The organism is Alkalilimnicola sp. S0819, from assembly GCF_009295635.1.
Lineage (GTDB): Bacteria > Pseudomonadota > Gammaproteobacteria > Nitrococcales > WHIW01 > S0819.
In genome coordinates this window covers 256,345-274,350 of sequence record NZ_WHIW01000002.1, presented here as the reverse complement: position 1 = coordinate 274,350, position 18,006 = coordinate 256,345, and the positions used below count along the sequence as shown (strand labels likewise).

General features: G+C 67.4%; 16 protein-coding genes. All 16 read right to left on the bottom strand.

What is annotated here, in order from left to right:
• Positions 1-74: 74 nt before the first annotated feature.
• Complete coding sequence (gene dnaE, locus GBG68_RS02850) at positions 75-3,593, bottom strand: DNA polymerase III subunit alpha (RefSeq protein ID WP_152144902.1); 3,519 nt, start codon at positions 3,591-3,593, stop codon at positions 75-77.
• On the bottom strand, positions 3,590-4,210 hold the full coding sequence (rnhB, locus tag GBG68_RS02845) for a ribonuclease HII (protein ID WP_152144900.1): 621 nt from the start codon (positions 4,208-4,210) through the stop codon (positions 3,590-3,592). Before rnhB ends, dnaE begins: the two co-directional genes overlap by 4 nt.
• Positions 4,186-5,358 carry a lipid-A-disaccharide synthase gene (lpxB, locus tag GBG68_RS02840; protein ID WP_152144898.1) on the bottom strand — a complete coding sequence of 391 codons (1,173 nt, stop codon included), beginning with the start codon at positions 5,356-5,358 and terminating at the stop codon, positions 4,186-4,188. The genes rnhB and lpxB overlap by 25 nt, the downstream gene beginning before the upstream one ends.
• Positions 5,359-5,364: 6 nt before the next feature.
• The gene (gene lpxA / locus GBG68_RS02835) at positions 5,365-6,135 is read right to left on the bottom strand and encodes an acyl-ACP--UDP-N-acetylglucosamine O-acyltransferase (RefSeq protein ID WP_152144980.1); all 771 of its coding nucleotides are present in this window, start codon (positions 6,133-6,135) and stop codon (positions 5,365-5,367) included.
• A 1-nt stretch (position 6,136) separates the two neighbouring features.
• A complete protein-coding gene (gene fabZ, locus GBG68_RS02830; protein ID WP_152144896.1) occupies positions 6,137-6,595 on the bottom strand; it encodes a 3-hydroxyacyl-ACP dehydratase FabZ in 459 nt (152 codons plus the stop codon).
• A complete protein-coding gene (lpxD, locus tag GBG68_RS02825) occupies positions 6,567-7,637 on the bottom strand; it encodes a UDP-3-O-(3-hydroxymyristoyl)glucosamine N-acyltransferase (protein WP_152144894.1) in 1,071 nt (356 codons plus the stop codon). Before lpxD ends, fabZ begins: the two co-directional genes overlap by 29 nt.
• Entirely contained in the window at positions 7,634-8,149 is a 516-nt protein-coding gene (locus tag GBG68_RS02820; RefSeq protein ID WP_226801565.1) for an OmpH family outer membrane protein, read from the bottom strand. The genes lpxD and GBG68_RS02820 overlap by 4 nt, the downstream gene beginning before the upstream one ends.
• Before the next feature lie 43 nt (positions 8,150-8,192).
• The gene (gene bamA, locus GBG68_RS02815; RefSeq protein WP_226801563.1) at positions 8,193-10,487 is read right to left on the bottom strand and encodes an outer membrane protein assembly factor BamA; all 2,295 of its coding nucleotides are present in this window, start codon (positions 10,485-10,487) and stop codon (positions 8,193-8,195) included.
• A 19-nt stretch (positions 10,488-10,506) separates the two neighbouring features.
• Positions 10,507-11,868, bottom strand: a complete 1,362-nt coding sequence (gene rseP, locus GBG68_RS02810) for an RIP metalloprotease RseP (RefSeq protein ID WP_152144890.1) — start codon at positions 11,866-11,868, stop codon at positions 10,507-10,509.
• Entirely contained in the window at positions 11,865-13,031 is a 1,167-nt protein-coding gene (ispC, locus tag GBG68_RS02805) for a 1-deoxy-D-xylulose-5-phosphate reductoisomerase (RefSeq protein WP_152144888.1), read from the bottom strand. The genes rseP and ispC overlap by 4 nt, the downstream gene beginning before the upstream one ends.
• The gene (locus tag GBG68_RS02800; RefSeq protein ID WP_152144885.1) at positions 13,031-13,852 is read right to left on the bottom strand and encodes a phosphatidate cytidylyltransferase; all 822 of its coding nucleotides are present in this window, start codon (positions 13,850-13,852) and stop codon (positions 13,031-13,033) included. The genes ispC and GBG68_RS02800 overlap by 1 nt, the downstream gene beginning before the upstream one ends.
• Positions 13,845-14,606 (bottom strand): polyprenyl diphosphate synthase, encoded by a 762-nt coding sequence (uppS, locus tag GBG68_RS02795; RefSeq protein WP_152144884.1) that lies wholly within the window; start codon positions 14,604-14,606, stop codon positions 13,845-13,847. The genes GBG68_RS02800 and uppS overlap by 8 nt, the downstream gene beginning before the upstream one ends.
• 74 nt (positions 14,607-14,680) lie before the next feature.
• A complete protein-coding gene (frr, locus tag GBG68_RS02790; RefSeq protein ID WP_152144881.1) occupies positions 14,681-15,238 on the bottom strand; it encodes a ribosome recycling factor in 558 nt (185 codons plus the stop codon).
• Positions 15,239-15,240: 2 nt separating this feature from the next.
• Complete coding sequence (gene pyrH, locus GBG68_RS02785) at positions 15,241-15,960, bottom strand: UMP kinase (protein ID WP_152144879.1); 720 nt, start codon at positions 15,958-15,960, stop codon at positions 15,241-15,243.
• Between the two features lie 14 nt (positions 15,961-15,974).
• On the bottom strand, positions 15,975-16,856 hold the full coding sequence (gene tsf, locus GBG68_RS02780; RefSeq protein ID WP_152144876.1) for a translation elongation factor Ts: 882 nt from the start codon (positions 16,854-16,856) through the stop codon (positions 15,975-15,977).
• Positions 16,857-16,909: 53 nt separating this feature from the next.
• Entirely contained in the window at positions 16,910-17,686 is a 777-nt protein-coding gene (gene rpsB, locus GBG68_RS02775; RefSeq protein WP_152144874.1) for a 30S ribosomal protein S2, read from the bottom strand.
• Between the last annotated feature and the right edge of the window lie 320 nt (positions 17,687-18,006).

The following is an 18,006-nucleotide window of genomic DNA, read 5'->3' as shown; positions in this document are numbered from 1 at the left end:
AGCGGCGGTACGCATCCTCGAACCGACTTTTCGACAGCGCCAGAACCGCTGCCCTCGAACAAGTCAGCGCCCCCCTAGTACTCCACCCGCGGCGTCTCCGGCACCAACTCCGCCAGGGAATTGATCAGGTCCTCCGAAGGCGTGACCCGCCATTCCTCACCAAAGCGCAGCATGGCCCGCGCCCCCGCCCCCCGGTATTCCAGCAGCACCTGACAGCCGCCGCTGCGATACGGCGCCAGGGCCTCGCGCAAGGCGCCGACAAAACCGTTCCCTGCCCGCGTCCCGTCCACCTTGAGCACCAGGCGCTTGGCCAGCGAGGCCCGCGCTTCGCTCAGCGTCATCAGCCGCTCGGCGGAGATCTTGAAGGCGCCCAGGAAGTCGTCGAAATCCATGCCGCCTTCGACGATCAGCAGCTCGTCCTTGATGATCAGGTTGCGGTATCGCTCGTAAGCCTCGGGGAAGACGGCCACTTCGATGCGCGCGGTGCGGTCATCCAGGCTCAGGAAGGCCATGCGCCCGCCGCTGTTGGTGTTGCGGGTGCGGATGGCCACCACCAGCCCCGCGGCGATGATCCGCTTGCCCCCGCCGCGCCGCCCACGGCGCCCCTCGGGGCTGGGCTGGGCGTTGGCGAGCAGCGCGGCGATGCGCCCGCTGGTGATCTTCTCCAGCTCTTGCTCGAACTGGGTGATGGGGTGCCCGGTGAGATACAGCCCCAAGGTTTCCTTCTCCAGGGCCAGGCGCTCGCCCTCGTCCCACTCGGGCAGATGCTGGTGTTCGTCCTCGGCGCGGGCCTGCTGGCTGGGCGCCTCGATGCCGAACAAGTCGTCCTGGCCGGCGGCGGCGTTCTTCGAGTGCTGGTCGGCGGCCTTCAAGGCCTGGGGCAGCTCGGCCATGGCGCTGGCGCGGTTGTCGGCCAGCCCGTCCAGGCAGCCGGAGCGGATGAGTGCTTCCAGCACCCGGCGGTTGAGCTTCTTCAGGTCCGCCCGGCGACATAGATCGAACAGGTCCGCGTAGGGGCCGTGGGCCTCGCGCTCTTCGATGATGCTCTCGATGGCCCCCCGGCCCACGCCCTTCACCGCGCCCAGGCCGTAGATGACGGTGGTTTCATCCGCGGCGCGGAAGGCATAGTTGGAGCTGTTCACATTGGGCGGGCGCACCCGCAGCCCCATCTCCCGGCACTCCTCGATGAAGCCCACCACCTTGTCGGTGTTGTCCATGTCCGAGGAGAGCACCGCGGCCATGAAGGGCGCGGGGTAATGGCGCTTGAGCCAGGCGGTCTGGTAGGAGAGCAGCGCGTAGGCGGCGGAGTGGGACTTGTTGAAGCCGTAGCCGGCGAACTTCTCCATCAGGTCGAAGATGCCGGCGGCGTGGGCTTCGCTCATTCCGTTGGCGGTGGCGCCTTCGAGGAAGATCTGGCGCTGCTTGGCCATTTCCTCGGGCTTTTTCTTGCCCATGGCCCGGCGCAGCAGGTCGGCGCCACCCAGCGAGTAACCGCCCAGCACCTGGGCGATACGCTGCACCTGCTCCTGGTAGAGGATCACCCCGTAGGTGGGTTTGAGCACCGGCTCCAGGTCCGCATGATGCAGCTCGGGCGTGGGATAGGCGACCTTGGCGCGACCGTGTTTTCGGTCGATGAAGTCATCCACCATGCCGGACTGCAGTGGCCCGGGGCGGAACAGGGCCACCAGCGCGATGATGTCCTCGAAGCTGTCGGGCTGCAGGCGCTTGATCAGGTCCTTCATGCCGCGGGATTCCAGCTGGAATACCGCGGTGGTCTGGCATTTCTTCAGCAGGCTGAAGGTGTCGGCGTCATCGAGCGGAATCTGGCTGATGTCCAGCCGCGGCTCGCCACGCTCGGTGCGCAGCTTGTCCACCGCCTTCACGGTCCAGTCGATGATGGTGAGCGTGCGCAGACCCAGGAAGTCGAACTTCACCAGGCCCACTTCTTCCACGTCGTCCTTGTCGTACTGGGTGGCCAGGCCCCCACCGCCGGCTTCGCAGTAAAGCGGCGAGAAGTCGGTGAGCTCGGAGGGGGCGATGACGACGCCGCCGGCGTGTTTGCCCACGTTGCGCGCCAGCCCTTCGAGCTTGAGGGCCATGTCCAGCAGCTCGCGCACGTCTTCGTCGGTGTCGTAGAGCTCCTGCAGCTCCGGCTCCTGCTCCAGCGCCTTGGTGAGGGTCATGCCCACTTCGAAGGGGATGAGCTTGGAGAGACGGTCCACGTAGCCGTAGGGGTGGCCCATGACCCGGCCCACGTCGCGCACCACCGCCTTGGCGGCCATGGTGCCGTGGGTGCAGATCTGCGAGACCTTCTCGCGGCCGTATTTCTCGGCCACGTAGTCGATCACCCGGTCGCGGTTCTCCATGCAGAAGTCGACGTCGAAGTCGGGCATGGACACGCGCTCGGGGTTGAGGAAGCGCTCGAACAGCAGGTCGTAGGCCAGCGGGTCCAGGTCGGTGATCTTCAGCGCGTAGGCCACCAGCGAACCGGCACCCGAGCCACGCCCCGGCCCCACCGGGATGTCGTGGTCCTTGGCCCACTGGATGAAGTCGGCGACGATCAGGAAGTAACCGGGGAAGCCCATCTGGTTGATGATCCCCAGCTCCATGTCGAGCCGGTCCAGGTAGCGCTGACGGCGCTCGGCGTAGTTGGCAGCGCTCTTGTCCAGCAGCACCGCCAGGCGCTCCTCCAGGCCGCGCAGGGATTCCTCGCGCAGGAATTCCTCGATGCTCATGCCGGCGGGTATGGGGAAATCCGGCAGCACCGGCTGGCCCAGGGTCAGCTCCAGGTTGCAGCGCCGGGCGATCTCCACTGAATTGGCCAGCGCCTCGGGCAGGTCGGCGAACAGCTCCAGCATCTCGGCTTCGCTGCGCAGGTATTGCTGCTCGCTGTAGCGGCGCTCCCGGCGCGGGTCGTCCAGGGTACGGCTGTCGTGGATGCAGACCCGCACCTCATGGGCGTCGAAGTCCTCGGCCTTGAGAAAGCGCACATCGTTGGTGGCCACCACCGGCGCGCCGGCCTCCGCGGCCAGGGCCACGGCGGCATGCAGATGCTCCTCGTCGCCGGGTCGCCCGGTGCGCTGCACTTCAAGATAAAAGGCGCCCGGGTACAGATCCTGCCAGTAGCCGAGCTTGCGGGCCGCGGCGGCCTGGTCGCCGTTGAGCAGGCTGCGGCCCACATCGCCCTCGCGGGCGCCGGACAGGGCGATCAGCCCGGCGCGGTCCTCCTCCAGCCATTCCCGGCGGATCAGCGGCACGTCCTGCTGCTGACCGTGGATATAGCCCTTGGAGAGCAGGCGGGTGAGACAGCGATAACCGAGCAGATCCCGACACAGCAGAGTGAGGCGGCTGCGCCCCTCGGGGGCTTCCGGGTCTTCCACCCAGATGTCCGCCCCGACAATGGGCTTCACGCCCGCGCCCAGCGCCGCCTTGTAGAACTTCACCAGGCCGTAGAGGTTGCCCTGGTCGGTCATGGCGATGGCGGCCATGCCGGCTTGGGCCGCGGCCTTCAGCAGGGGCTTGATGCGCACCATGCCATCGGACAGCGAATACTCGGTGTGCAGGCGCAGGTGAACGAAGCGCGGTTCACTCATGCCCCGGCCTCCTCGCCCAGCAGGCGGGCGATGGGGGCGAAGGAGCGCCGGTGCAGCGGACAGGGCCCGTGCTCGCGCAAGGCGCGCAGGTGCACCGCCGTGCCGTAGCCCTTGTGGCGGGCGAAGCCGTAGGCCGGGTACCGGGCGTCCAGGGCGATCAGCTCGGCATCGCGCACTTCCTTGGCGAGGATGGAGGCCGCGGCGATGCAGGCGATGCGGTTGTCGCCGCCCACCACGGGCTGGGCGGCGCAGGGCAGCGGCGGGCAGGCATTGCCGTCCACGAGGACCATGTCCGGCACGACACCCAGGCCGTCCACGGCCCGGCGCATGGCGAGGAAGCTCGCCTGCAGGATGTTGATGCGGTCGATCTCTTCCACCTCGGCTCGGCCCAGCGCCCAGGCCAGGGCCTCGGCCTCGATGCGCGCGCGCAGGGCGGCGCGGCGGCGGGGGCTGAGCTTCTTGGAGTCGGCCAGGCCGGGGATGGGCTTGGCCGGGTCCAAGATCACCGCGGCGGCCACCACCGGGCCGGCCAGCGGGCCGCGGCCGGCTTCGTCCACGCCGGCGACTCGCCCACCGGCGCTGTAATCCAGACTCAGCTGTGGTGCTTGTTCAGACATGCGATCAAGGCTTCCGCCGCCCGGTCACCGGCCGAGCGGCAAAGTTGTTCGTGCAAATGGGCATAGCCTTCCACCTGACGGGCGCGAGCGGCGGGCTCGCGCAGCAGTTCGTCCACCGCGCCGCTCAGGTTCTCGGCGCTCACCGCCGACTGGATGTACTCCGGCGCCAACTCCCGCCCGGCCAGCACATTGGGCATGGCGTAGTGACGGATCTTCATCAGCCCCAGGCCTTTCACCAGCCCGTAGGTCAGGCCGGAGACTTTGTAGGCTACCACCATCGGGCGGCCCAGCAGCATGGCCTCCAGGGCGGCGGTGCCGCAGGCGAGCAGCACCACGTCGGCGGCACTCATGGCCGCTTCGGATTCGCCATCCAGCAGCCGCACCACGCCCGCCAGGCCCGCGTCGGCCAGATGCGCCTCGAACAGGCCGCGCACCCGGGGCGTGGCCATGGGGGCGATGAACTGCAGCCGCGGATGATCCCGGCGCAGGCGTTTCACACTCCGGGCAAAGGCCGCGCCCAGCTTCTCCAGTTCGCTGCCCCGGGAGCCGGGTAGCACGGCCAATACCGGACGCTCCGGGTCCAGGCCCAGGCGCTCGCGCCAGGGGCGCGGGTCGCGGCCCGGTTCCAGCCGGTCGGCGGCCGGGTGGCCGACGAAGGCGACCGGCACCGCGTGGGCTTCATAAAAATCCGCCTCGAAGGGCAGCACGGTGAGCATCAGATCCACCGCGCGGCGTATGCCCTTGATCCGCCCCTGGCGCCAGGCCCAGACCGTGGGGCTCACGTAATGGGCGGTGGTGATGCCCGCCGCCCGCAGGCGTTTGGCCAGGCCCAGGTTGAAATCCGGGGCGTCTATGCCGACGAACATATCCGGCGGGTCATCGATGAAACGCTGGGCCAGTTCCCGACGGATGCGCAGCAGCGTCGGCAGATGCCGCAGCACCTCCACCAGGCCCATGACGCTGAAGGTCTCCAGCGGATAGAGGCTGTCCAGCCCTTCGGCGGCCATGGCCGGCCCACCCACGCCCTCGAAGCGGGCATCGGGCAGGCGGCGCTTGATGCCACGCATCAGATCCGCGCCCAGCTGGTCGCCGGAGAGCTCACCGGCGAGTAGCGCGATGCGGGGGGCTTGTGAGGATGCGGCGGCCACGGGGGCTCAGCGGATGATGCCGCGGCGAGCGCGGTCCAGGAACTCCACCAGGGGCAGCAGTTCGGGCTGCTCGGCGCTCAGGGCGCGCAGATGCTCCCGGGCCTCCTCCAGGCGCAGGCCGGACTTGTAGAGGATCTTGTAGGCCCGGCGCAGGTTGCGCAGCGCTCCGGCGTCGTAACCGCGGCGCTTGAGCCCCTCGCTGTTGATGCCATGGGGCTCGGCCATGTGGCCGCTGACGGTGACGAAGGGCGGCACGTCCTGGTTCACCACGCTGCCGAAGGCACAGAAGCTGTGGGCGCCGATATTGCAGAACTGATGCACCAGGGTGAAGCCGCCGAGGATGGCGTGATCCCCCACGATCACATGCCCGGCGAGCGAGGCCGAGTTGGAGAAGATGGTGTGATCGCCGATCACGCAGTCGTGGGCGATATGGCAATAGGCCATGATCCAGTTGTCGTCGCCGATGCGGGTGCTGCCCTTGTCCTGGGCGGTGCCTCGGTGCACGGTGACGAACTCGCGAAAGGTGTTGCCTTCGCCGATCTCCAGGGTGGTTTCCTCGCCCGCGTATTTCTTGTCCTGGGGGCAGGCGCCGATGGAGGCGAACTGGAAGACCGTGTTGTTGGGGCCGATACGGGTGGGACCTTCGATCACCGCATGGGGGCCCACGCGGCAGCCGTCACCCAGCTGCACGCCAGCACCGATGACCGCGAAGGGGCCGACGGTAACGTCGGCGCCCAACTCGGCCTTGGGGTCTATGACGGCGCGCGGGTCGATCAACTCACGCACCCCGCATGGTGCAGCGGATCTCCGCCGAGGCGGCGACCTTGCCGTCCACCCGCGCCTCGCCGTTGAAGATCCACACGCCGCTGCGGGTCTTGACGTGCTCCACCCGCATTACCAGCTGATCGCCCGGCTCCACCGGGCGCTTGAAGCGGGCCTTGTCCACGCCCACCAGGTAGAACAGGTTCTCGCCCTCGGGGCTCGCCCCCTCGGTGGCGAAGGCGAACAGGCCGCAGGCCTGGGCCAGGGCTTCGATGATCAGCACGCCGGGCATTACCGGGCGCTGGGGGAAGTGCCCATTGAAGTGGGGCTCGTTCACCGTCACGTTCTTGACGGCCACCAGGTACTCGCCCGGCACGCACTCCAGCACCCGGTCCACCAGCAACATGGGGTAGCGGTGCGGCAACAGCCGGCGGATCTCGTGGATATCAATTGTTGTTGTGCTTGCCTGTTCCATGCTCGGTCCTGCTGTTGCTGTCGGGGCCGGCCGCCGCGCGCTTTTCCAGTGCGCGCAGCCGCCGGGCCATGTCATCCAGTTGGTTGAAACGCACCGCGTTGCGTCGCCACTGCGCGTTGGGCGTGACCTGCGTACCGGAGGAATACACCCCCGGCTCGCTGATGCTGTGTATCACCATGCTCATGGCGGTGATCTGCACCTCATCGCAGATGCTCAGATGCCCCGCTATTCCCACGCAGCCGGCGATCATGCAGTGACGCCCGATGTCGGCACTGCCGGCAATGGCCGTATGCGCCGCCACCGCCGTGTGCGCCCCAATGCGCACGTTGTGCCCGATCTGGATCAGGTTGTCGAGTTTGACCCCTTCCTCCAGCACGGTATTGCTCAAGGCCCCCCGGTCCACGCAGGTGTTGGCGCCGATCTCTACGTCATCGCCCAGCTCCACCGCGCCTACCTGAGGGATCTTCTCCCAGCGCCCGGCGTCATTGGCAAAGCCAAAGCCGTCGGCGCCGATGACCACGCCAGGGTGCAGCAATACCCGCTCCCCCAGCCGGCAATCATCTCCCACGCTCACCGAGGCCACCAGCCGGCTGTGGGCACCGATGCGTACATTGCGCCCCACCATGCACCCGGGCCCGATGAGCACGCCCTCACCCAGCACGGCTCCGGCCTCCACGCAGGCCTGAGGCCCGACGCTCACCCCCTCCCCCAACTGCGCGGACGGATCCACCCAAGCGGAGGGGTGCACGCCGGGCTCGGCGGGCCGCGGCGGGTACAACTGCTGCGCGGCGCGGGCGTAGGCCAGATACGGGTCGGCGCAGACGATGGCCGTGACCGGGCAGGCCTCGGCGTCCTGCTCGCGCAGCAATACGGCAGCGGCCCCGGTACCCGCCAGCTGCGCCCGGTACCGACTGTTGGCCAGAAAGCTCAAGCCCCCTGGCCCGGCCTCCCGCAGCGGAGCCACATGGTCGAGACACACCGCGCCGTCGCCGCGCAGCTCGGCGCCCAGCCGGCGGGCCAGTTCGGCGGCCGTGATGCTCATCGCGCCGCGCCGGCCGGTTCCTGCTCCAGAAGCTGGATGATCCGGTCGGTGATGTCCACCTGGTTGCTGGCGTAAATCACGCCATCGCTGACGATCAGATCGAAGCCGTTTCGCTTGGCGAAGGTCTGGATGGTCTCGACGATGCGCCGCTGCAATTTGACCAATTCTTCATTGCGGCGGATGTTGAAGTCTTCACGGAATTCTTCCTGAGCACGGCGGATCTCCCGCTGCTGGGAGATAATCCCCCGCTCCAGGTCGCGGCGCTGGGCATCGGTCATGACCGCCCCGTCGCGGCTCAGCCGCTCCTCCATCTTTGCCAGGGCCTGGCGCAGTTCGGAGACTTCCTGGTCGCGGGGCGCGAACTCGCGCTCCAGGCGTTCGCGGGCGTAATCGGCCTGCGGCGCCTCGGCGGAGATGCGCGCCGGGTTGACCGCGCCGATCTTCAGCGCGCCGGCGCTCAGCGGCAGGGCCGCGGCAGCCAGGGAAATCGCCAGTACCAATGCTTTCTTCAAACCACTACCCCGTTGGCCATTGCGGTTGCTGTTGTTGCCGTCTCTAGAAGGCGGTACCCAGGGAGAACTGGAAGGTCTCCGTTTTGTCGCCGACTTCGGCATTTAAGGCCTGCGCCAGGCTGACTGTCAACGCGCCCAGGGGCGAGATCCAGGTCAGCGCCAGGCCGCTGGCGTAACGCATGCGGCTCAGATCGATATCCCCATCGCTGGTGAAGGCATCCGGCTCCGTATCGTAGACGTTGCCGCCGTCGACGAAGGCCGCCATGCGCACCGAGGGCAAATCGGTGAAGGGCACGGGGAATATCAGCTCCGCGCGTCCCACTACCCGTACGTTGCCGCCGGTGGGGTCGCCGTCTTCGTCCCGCGGCCCCAGGGACGAACCCTTGTATCCGCGCACCGTGGTCATGCCGCCGGCGTAGAAGTTCTCGAAAAAGGGCAGCTCCCGGGTATCGCCGTAGCCGTTGCCGTAACCGATCGCCCCTTCGACGCTCAGGGTGAGCGAATCGAGCAGCGGGAAGTAGCGCTTGTTGGAGTAGCTGAGCTTGTAGAACTCCAGATCGCTGCCGGGCACGGTCACTTCGGCACCCAGTTTCTGCACGCCGCCACGGGTGGGGAAGATGGCCCGGTTACGGGTATCCCGGCTCCAGGACACGCTCGCCTTGAGCATGTCGAAATCATCGCCGTTCTCGTCGACCCAGTCCTTGATGTGCTGGCTGGCCTCGTCGCCCAGTTCCAGTTCCAGATTCTCGTAGGCGACACCTAGATGAAGCGTATCGTACTCGGTGACGGGAATCCCGAAACCCACGCCCAGGTTGAGAGTCTCGAAACGGTAATCGCGCAGATCCGCCTCACGGGCATCGGTTTCCCGGTAACTGCCGTTGAAGCTGCGGCTGATGCCGCTGCGGGTCCAGAAACGCTCCAGGTAGGAGACGCTGTAGACGGTATCCACTTCGCTGGTGTTCAGCGTCACGCCAAGGCGATCGCCGGTGCCCAGTACGTTGTCCTGATGTACCGAGGCGTTGAGCATCACGCCCTGGCTCTCGCCGTAACCCACGCCGATCTGGAAACTGCCGGAAAGGCGCTCCACCACGCTGACGTTCACGTCCACCTGGTCGTCGGTGCCTGGCACCTGGGGGGTCTCGATCTGTACCTGATCGAAGAAGCCCAGCCGGTTCAGGCGCTCCCGGGAGCGTTTGATGTCTTCGGCGGACAACCAGCCGGCTTCCATCTGGCGCAGTTCCCGGCGGATGACCTCGTCCTGGGTGCGGTAGTTGCCGTGGATATTGATACGCCGCACGTAGGCGCGTTTGCCGGGTTCCACGAAGTAGGTCAGCGTGACCGTCTTGTTCTCCTCGTCCACCTCGGGCACCGGATTGACCCGGGCGAAGGCGTAGCCATCCTCGGCCAGCCGCTCGCTGATGGCCTGGGCGCCGGCGGTGATTTGGCCGCGGGAGTAGCGATCGCCCTCGGCCAGCGGAATCAGCTCACGCAACTCTTCGCGCGGCAGGATCGTGCTCCCGGCCAACCGCACTTCGCCGATGCCGAAAGGCTCGCCCTCGCTGAGGTTGACGGTGATGTAGATGCGCTGCAAATCAGGGCTGAGCGAGACCTGGGTGGAGTTGATGCGGAAGTTCGCGTAGCCGCGGTCCTGGTAGTAGCTGCGCAGACGCTCCAGGTCCGCCTCCAGCTTGTCGCGAGAGTACTCGTCACGACTGGAGAAGAAGTGGTACCAGCGCTTGCGACCCAGCGTGAAGAGGCCGCGCAACCGGTCGCTGCCGACGGCCTGGTTGCCCACGAAGTGCAGCTCACTCACCCGAGCGGTTTCACCCTCTACCACGTCGATGCGCACCCCGACCCGGTTGCGCGGCAGCGGCGAGACGGTGGCGGTGACCTGGGCGTCGTACTGACCACGGGCGAAGTACTGCTTGCGCAGCTCGTTCTCGACACCGGTGAGCAGGGCCCGGTCCAGCACCTCGCCTTCTCGCAGGCCGACCTCGCGCAGAGAGTCGCGCAGATCCTCGGTGGGAATGCTGTCGTTGCCGCGAAACTCGATGCGCGCCACCGCCGGGCGCTCCCGCACCTCGATCACCAGCACGTCGCCGTCTCGCTCCAGGCGCACATCCTGGAAGAAGCCGGTGGCGTACAGATCGCGGATGGCGGTGGCCGCCTGGCGCTGATCCAGCCGCTCCCCGGCCCGCACCGGCAGGTAGTTGAACACGGTGCCCGGGGCGATGCGACGCAGGCCCTCTACCCGGATGTCCTGCACTTGGAAGGGCTGGAAGGCCTGCGCCACGGCGGGCAGGAGCATCAAGCCGGGTATCAGTAAACGTCGTATCAAGATCGGGCCTATCCCGTTATCAGCCGGCCAGCAGCCGGACTATATCGTTGTAGAACGCCAAGGCCATCAGCATCAGCAAAAGCGCCATGCCGATCTGCTGACCCAACAGCTGGGCCTGCTCGGACAGGGGGCGGCCACGCAGCGCCTCTATGCCGAAATACAGCAGGTGACCGCCGTCGAGCACCGGCACGGGCAGCAGGTTCAGTATGCCCAGGCTGATGCTGATGATGGCCAGAAACTTCAGAAACGGCGCCAGCCCCAGGCTGGCGGATTCCCCCGCGTATTGGGCGATATTGATCGGCCCACTGAGATTCTTCAGCGAAGCATCGCCGATCAGCATGCGCCCCAGCACCTTGACGGTCAGGGCGCTGGCCTGCCAGGTCGCCCGCGCGGACTTGCTCACCGCCTCCAGCGGCCCATACCGTACCTCAGCGCGCACCCGATCATAAAGCCCTTCCGGCACTTCGGGGATCACCCCCAGTCGGCCCACCTGGCGCCCGTCCCGCTCCACGGCCTCCAGGGTCACCTGCCGCTCGATGGCCGCGCCGTCGCGGCGCAGGCTCAGACGGACCTGCCCCCCGGGGCGCGCCTCCAGGTACCGCACCAGCGCGGTCCAGTCCGCGATCGGCTCGCCGTTCGCCGCCAGCACCCGGTCGCCCGCGCGCAGGCCCGCCGCCGCCGCCGGCGTGTCGGCGCGCACCTCGGCGAACACCGGCGCCAGCACCGGACGCCAGGGGCGCAGCCCCAAACGCGCGAGCACATCACCCTCCTCCCGCAGCAGGCCATCGGGCATGGGCAGGCGCAGCTCGCGCCGGGCGCCTTCCGCGCTTTCCACCTGCAGGGCGAGTACCTTGCCGCCCAGGCCGCGTTCGAGCAGGGTGAACAACGCCTCCTCCCAGGAGCGCACGATTTCACCGTCCACCCGCAGGATCTCGTCGCCCGCGCGAAGCTCCGCCACCGCCGCCGGGCTGTGGGGCGGTGGCGCGTCCACCACCGGGCGCAGCACGGTGCTGCCGGTGAGGAACACCAGCCAGTAGGCCAGTAACGCGAAGGCGAAATTGAACAAGGGACCGGCCACCACAACAGCGGAGCGCGCTCCCAGGGACTTGCGGTTGAAGGCGCGGTGCGCCTCCTCTTCCGCCACCGGGCCTTCCCGTTCATCGAGCATCTTCACGTACCCGCCCAGGGGGATGGCGGAGATGACGTATTCAGTGCGGTCCGCGCCGCGCACCCAGCGCAGCAGCGGTCGGCCGAAGCCCACGGAGAAGCGCAGCACCTTCACGCCCATGCGCCGGGCCACCCAGTAGTGGCCGAACTCGTGCACGGTCACCAGCACGCCGATGGCCACCACGAAGGAGAGCAGACTGGTCAAGGCACTCATGCCATGGCCTCCAGGGTTTGACGGGCGGTCTCCCGCGCCTGCGTGTCGGCGGCGAGCACGGCTTCCAGATCCGCCAGCTCGCCCCGGGGGATGCGCTCCAGGGTACGCTCCACCAGCTCGGCGATGGCCATGAAACCGATGCGCCCCGCCAGAAAGGCCTCCACCGCCACCTCATTGGCGGCGTTGAGCACCGCGCAGGCATTGCCCCCGGCGCGCAGCGCGCTGTAGGCCAGCCCGAGACAGGGAAAGCGCCGCGGGTCCGGCGCCTGAAAGTTCAATTGCCCGGTACGCACCAGATCCAGCGGCGCGACCCCCGATTCGATCCGCTCCGGCCAGGCCAGCGCGTGGGCGATGGGCGTGCGCATATCCGGATTGCCCAGCTGCGCCAGCATGGACCCGTCGGTGTATTCGACCAGGGAGTGGATCACGCTTTCGGGGTGCACCACCACCTCCACCTGCGCGGGCGGCAGGTGGAACAGCCAGCAGGCTTCGATGACCTCCAGGCCCTTGTTCATCATGGTGGCGGAATCCACGGAGATCTTCCGCCCCATGGACCAGTTGGGGTGCGCGCAGGCCTGCTCCGGGGTGACATTCGCCAGTTCCCCGGGCGGGGTTTCCCGAAACGGCCCGCCCGAGGCCGTGAGCAGGATGCGCCGCACCCCGCCCCGGCCGACGCCCTGCTCGGGCAGGCACTGGAAGACCGCGTTGTGTTCGCTGTCCAGCGGCAGCAGGGTCGCGCCGCTATCGCGCACCGCCGCCATGAACACCGCGCCGGCGCAGACCAGCGCCTCCTTGTTGGCCAGCAGCACCCGCTTGCCCGCTCGCACCGCCGCGAGGCTGGGCAGCAGGCCGGCGGCGCCGACGATGGCGGCCACCACGGTGTCGGCGTTCGGGTCTTCGGCCACTTGCACCAGCGCCTCGGCGCCACTGAGCACCTCCGTGTCCAACCCCGCCTCGCGCACGCCGCGGGCAAGCGGCTGGGCCGCCGCCGGGTCGGCGAGCACCGCATAGCGGGGCCGGTGCACCAGACACTGCGCCAGCAGGCCCGCCGCATCGCGGTGCGCGGTGAGCGCATGGACGCGAAAACGGGCCGGGTGGCGGCCGACCACGTCCAGCGTGCTGCGGCCAATGGAGCCGGTGGCCCCGAGTACGGTCACGCGCATCAGAAGACAGCCTGCCCCCACATCAAGCCCAGGGCAAACCAGGGCGCGGCGGCGGTGATGCTGTCCACCCGGTCCAGCACACCACCGTGGCCGGGCAACAGGGCGCTGCTGTCCTTCACGCCCCGCTGACGCTTGATCATGCTCTCGAACAGATCCCCCACCACGGAGAACAGCACGGTGACCAGGCCCACCGGCAGCAGCACCGCGTAATTCAGCTCGCCGCGCCCGAACAGCCCATGGGCGATGCTCATCGCCACCAGCGCCAGAACCAGCCCACCCAGCAGGCCTTCCCAGGTCTTGCCCGGACTCACCCGCGGGGCAAGCTTGCGCCGCCCGAAGCGTCGACCGGCGAAATACGCGCCGATATCGGCGCTGGTGATGAGCAGCAGCAGCAGGAACAACCAGTACCAGCCCCCCATCAAATGCAGCCAGATCAAGGCCAGCCAGGGCGGCAGCAGCACCAGTACGCCCACCAGGGCGCCGGCAACAGGCCCCAGCGCCGCACCGCGGCCGGCGCTGAAGCTGTGCATCCAGGGCAGTACCAGCACCCAGCCCAGCGCCGCGGGCAGCAGCGGCGGCCAAGGCTGCGCGGTGGTGGCCAGGTAGCGGTGCGCCAGCACCATCAGAACGATGAGCAGCAGCAGAAACAGCGCCTGGGGCAGGCGCGCGGACAGGCCGGGGATCAGGCGGGACCATTCCCAGCCCGCCAGCAGCATGATCGCCGCGAAGAATACGCTCAGCGCGTTGCTGGACCAGAACAGTACCGCCCAGAGGAACAGCGGCGCCAGGGTCAATGCGGTGATGAGGCGCGCCTTAAGCATGCTGCTCCGTTTCCACGAGTTGTTCCGAGGTCAGACCGAAGCGCCGTTGCCGGCAGCGGAAATCCTGCAGGGCCGCTTCAAAGGCCTGCTCGCGGAAATCCGGCCACAAGCGGTCGGTGAAATAAAGCTCGGTGTAGGCCAGTTGCCAGAGCAGGAAGTTGCTGATGCGCCGCTCCCCGCCGGTGCGGATGAACAGATCCGGTTCGGGCAGATCCGCCAGGGAGACTTCCCGGGCGAAAAGGGTTTCGTCCACCTGCTCGGGCGTGAGCTCCCCCCGGGCCACCCGCTCGGCGATGCGCCGGGCGGCAGTGGCCGCATCCCAACGCCCGCCGTAGCTCACGGCGATGTTCAGATACAGACCCTCGTTGCCCCGCGTGAGGGCTTCCGCCTCGTCCATGGCCTGGCGCAGGGGGGCGGAAAACCGCGCCCTGTCGCCGATGAAGCGCAGACGGATGCCGTTCTTGTGCAGGCGCCTGGCCTCGCGCTCCAGGGTGCGCTGGAACAGCTGCATCAGCAGCTTCACCTCGGTGCCCGGGCGTTTCCAGTTCTCGCTGCTGAAGGCGAACAGGGTCAGACAGGTAACCTGGTGCTTGGCGCAGGCTTCCAGCACGGCGCGCACCGAGTCCACGCCGGCCTTGTGGCCGGCCTGTCGCGGCCGGCCCCGCGCCTGGGCCCAACGGCCGTTGCCATCCATGATGATCGCCACATGACGCGGCGTCGCGCCCGGCGCTGCTTGCTTGCCATCGTCACCCATGGCGGCCTCGCGAGACACGCCCGCGGGCGTGCCGTAACTGCAGGGTTACGGAGATCGGTATCGCTCGGCGGCGATCAGATCTCGAGGAGTTCCTTTTCCTTGCGCTCCAGTACGCTATCCACCTCGGCCACCTGGGCGTCGGTGAGCTTCTGGATCGACTCCTCGGCACGACGGGCGTCGTCCTCGGAGATTTCCTTTTCCTTGAGCAGATCCTTGATGGTGGAATTGGCGTCACGGCGCACGTTGCGGATAGCGACCCGGGCCTGCTCCGCCTCGCCACGCACCACCTTGATCAGGTCCCGACGGCGCTCTTCGGTGAGCGGCGGCAAGGGCACGCGAATGACGTTGCCGGCGCTGCTCGGGGTCAGCCCCAGATCGGAGCTCATGATCGCCTTCTCCACCGGCGCGATCATGGTCTTCTCCCAGGGGGTGACGGTCAGCATGCGGGAATCCCCCACCGCGACGTTGGCCACCTGGCTCAGCGGCACGGTGCTGCCGTAGTACTCCACCGTGATGTGATCGAGCAGGCTGGTGTGGGCACGCCCGGTGCGCACCTTGGTCAATTCCTGCTGGAGTACTTCCACGGCCTTTTTCATCCGGGAGCCCGCGTCTTTCTTGATGTCTTCTATCACGCCTAGTCCCTCTCCACGATGGTTCCCACATTCTCGCCGCAGCACGCCTGTACCAGCGCGCCGGGCTGGGTCATGTCGAACACCATGATGCGCATGTTGTGATCCCGGCACAGCACGATCGCGGTGGCATCCATCACGTTCAGCCGCTGATCCAGGACATCGTCATAGGTGAGCTTGTCGTAGCGCCGGGCATCCGCGTCCTTCATCGGATCGGACGTATAGACGCCGTCCACCTTGGTGGCCTTGAGCATCAGATCCGCGCCCACCTCGATGGCCCGCAGGCTGGCCGCGGAATCGGTGGTGAAGAAGGGGTTTCCGGTGCCGGCGGCGAACACCACCACCCGGCCCTTCTCCAGATGCCGTATGGCGCGCCGGCGGATGTAATCCTCGCAGACCTGGTTGATCTTGATCGCGGACATCACCCGTGTGAACACACCCTTGCGCTCCAGGGCATCCTGCAGCGCCAGGGCGTTGATCACGGTGGCCAGCATGCCCATGTGATCGCCGGTGACCCGGTCCATGCCTTCGGCGGCAAGACCGGCGCCGCGGAAGATGTTCCCGCCACCGATCACCAGCGCCACCTCCACGCCCAGCCCCCGCACCTCGCGGATTTCATCGGCGAGCCGACGGATGACGGCCGGCGCGATGCCGTACTCGCCGTCACCCATCAGCGCCTCGCCGCTGAGCTTGAGCAGGATCCGTTTGTATGCGGGTTTGCTCATGGGAATCGCCGCGCTCAGGAGCCGCGCACCTGCGCCATCACCTCGTCGGCGAAGTTCTCCTGCTTCTTCTCGATGCCTTCGCCCACTTCCAGGCGCACGAAACGCACCACCTTGGCGCCGGCATCCTTGAGCAGCTTGCCCACGGTCTGGTCCGGGTCCTTGACGAAGGGCTGCCCCACCAGGGTGATCTCCGCCAGCCACTTGCGGATACGCCCCTCGACCATCTTCTCGACGATCTCGGCGGGCTTGCCGGAATCCTTCGCCTGGGCGATGAGGATGTCCTTCTCCTTCTGGCGCTCCTCGGCGGGCACTTCATCCTCGCTCACACACAGGGGCTTGGTGGCCGCGATGTGCATGGCGATGTCACGGGCCAGCCCGGCGTGGCCGCCTTCCAGCTCCAGCATCACGCCGATGCGGGCGCCGTGTAGGTAGTAGCTGACCTGGCCGGCCTCGGTTTCGAAGCGCGCGAAACGACGGATCTGGATGTTCTCACCGATCTTCGCCACCAGCTCGGTGCGCACGGTGTTCACGTCCTTGTCGCCGTCCAGGGCCAGGGCGCTGAGCGCGTCCACGTCGGCGGGCTTGTCTTCCAGCACGCGCTGAGCGACGGCGCTGGCAAAACCCTGGAAGTCGTCACTGCCGGAGACGAAGTCGGTTTCGCTGTTCACTTCGACCAGCGCGCCGCTCTTCGCGTCATCGCTGACCACGGCCACGATGGCCCCTTCGGCGGCCACGCGGCCGGCCTTCTTGTCGGCCTTGGCCAGGCCCTTCTTGCGCATGTGCTCGGCGGCGGCCTCGATGTCGCCATCGGTTTCCACCAGCGCCTTCTTGCACTCCATCATGCCAGCGCCGGTGCGCTCGCGGAGTTCTTTAACCTGAGCAGCGGTAATCGCCATGTTGAGCGTCCCTCTTGCGTGTAATCGGGGTTACGGCGGAAGCGGCGGCGTCCTTACTCGGACGCTCCGCTCTTCGCTTCCGTCGTGGCGTTGGCGGCCTCGGCCACCTCGACGAACTCGTCGCTGTCGGCGGCGGCCGGCTTGACGGCGGCGCTGCGCGCATCGATCACCGCATCGGCCACACCGCGCAGGTACAGCTGGATGGCGCTGATCGCGTCGTCATTGCCCGGGATCACGTAGTCGATCTCGCGCGGGGAGTGGTTGGTATCCACCACGGCCACTACGGGAATGCCCAGCTTCTTCGCTTCCTGCACCGCGATCTTCTCGAAACCGGTGTCGATGACGAACAAGGCGTCCGGCAGGCCTTCCATGTTCTTGATGCCGCCCAGGCTGCGGTTGAGCTTGTCCATCTCGCGACGGAGCATCAGCACTTCCTTCTTGCCCAGCTTGTTGAAGGTGCCGTCCTGCTCCTGGCCTTCCAGATCCTTCAGCCGGCGAATGGACTGCTTGACGGTGCGGAAGTTGGTCAGCATACCGCCGAGCCAGCGATGATCCACGTACGGCATGCCGCAGCGCTGGGCCTCTTCGGCCACTGCCTTGCGGGCGGAACGCTTGGTGCCCACGATCATGATGCGACCACCCTGGGAGGCGAGCTTGCCCAGGAAGTTGGTGGCCTCATTATAAAGAGGCAGCGTCTTTTCGAGGTTGATGATGTGGATCTTGTTGCGCTCACCGAAGATGTAGGGGCGCATCTGCGGGTTCCAGTAGCGGGTCTGGTGACCGAAATGCACGCCGGCTTCCAGCATCTGGCGCATGGTGACTTTAGCCATGATCAAAACTCCTGAAAGGGTTGGTCCTCCATACACCCGCATGCGATAACCCCTTTGGTTTCAGGGGCACCCCACCGCATGTGACGGTGCATGTGTGGATTTGCCGCATTGTGCGACGATTGGCGAAAACCACGGAACAACCGCTCCGGGGCTTTCGCTGAATTTGCCTGAGAGGCGCGCGCTTTATACCATACTCGCCTGCCGGCCACAATTTGCGAGGCCCGTTTCGGCCCCGGCCCGGCCACCCTCGCGACGCGCCCACCGAGCGCCCGTTCGCGGCCCGCCCCAGGGCCTCGCGAGCCACACACCCGACCAGGTTT